The sequence below is a fragment of the Mycolicibacter sinensis genome (assembly GCF_001667375.1).
Taxonomy (GTDB): Bacteria; Actinomycetota; Actinomycetes; order Mycobacteriales; family Mycobacteriaceae; genus Mycobacterium; species Mycobacterium sinense_A.
This window is the reverse complement of record NZ_LZIN01000041.1, coordinates 1-651: the sequence shown is the minus strand read 5'-3', so window position 1 is coordinate 651 and position 651 is coordinate 1. Positions and strand designations below refer to the sequence as shown.

The following is a 651-nucleotide window of genomic DNA, read 5'->3' as shown; positions in this document are numbered from 1 at the left end:
CGTGAGGCGTAGTAGTAGTAGATCGCCGGTGCTTGTAGTTCGGCATACTCAGCGACATCCGTGAGCCGGGTTCCGGCAAAGCCTTTGGTGGACAGCACATGGGCGGTCGCATCCAGGATGCGTGAACGGGTGCGCTCCGATTTCGACTGATCTTCGGCGGGGGCGGTCCGCTTTCTAGCCACCGTTCGATCATATAGAGATCGCCTTCGCCGATCGCTGCCCGATCCGGCGGGCTTGCGGATTGGATCCCCGTGGCCCGGCGACTGCTGACGTCGTCGGGCTCCGGACGACGAAGGCGTAATTTTTTATGTTAAATTAAATCCCATGCGATACGCCGCTGATAGAGGCTGTCCCGCCGATGACTCCGGCTGCGGGACGGAAAGCGGGACCGGCGGCCCCGGTGGGAGCACCGCGCTCGTCGAGGCGCATTTATCATCGCTTCGTGGTCACGAAAAAGCGACGGCCGGCGGCGGAGAGCAAGCCCGCGGTCGCGGGCGACGCGCCTTCTGAAGCGATGTCGACACGCGCACGGATACTTGATGCGGCAGCCCATGTGCTGTCCGAGAACGGCTATGCCGGACTTCGCCTCAGTGACGTTGCCGCCGCAGCCGACTTGCAAGCCCCGGCGATCTACCACTACTACGCCTCACG

2 protein-coding genes are annotated in these 651 nt (G+C 63.1%); one reads left to right on the top strand and one right to left on the bottom strand.

Annotated features, from left to right (window positions below; translation table 11 throughout):
* The coding region (locus tag A5771_RS21870; protein WP_131808905.1) for a TetR/AcrR family transcriptional regulator at positions 1-182 on the bottom strand (182 nt) is incomplete at its 3' end.
* Between the two features lie 260 nt (positions 183-442).
* Between A5771_RS21870 and A5771_RS21865 the strand changes: the two genes are divergently transcribed.
* Positions 443-651 (top strand): TetR family transcriptional regulator (locus tag A5771_RS21865; RefSeq protein WP_234783009.1); only part of this gene is annotated, 209 nt, incomplete at its 3' end.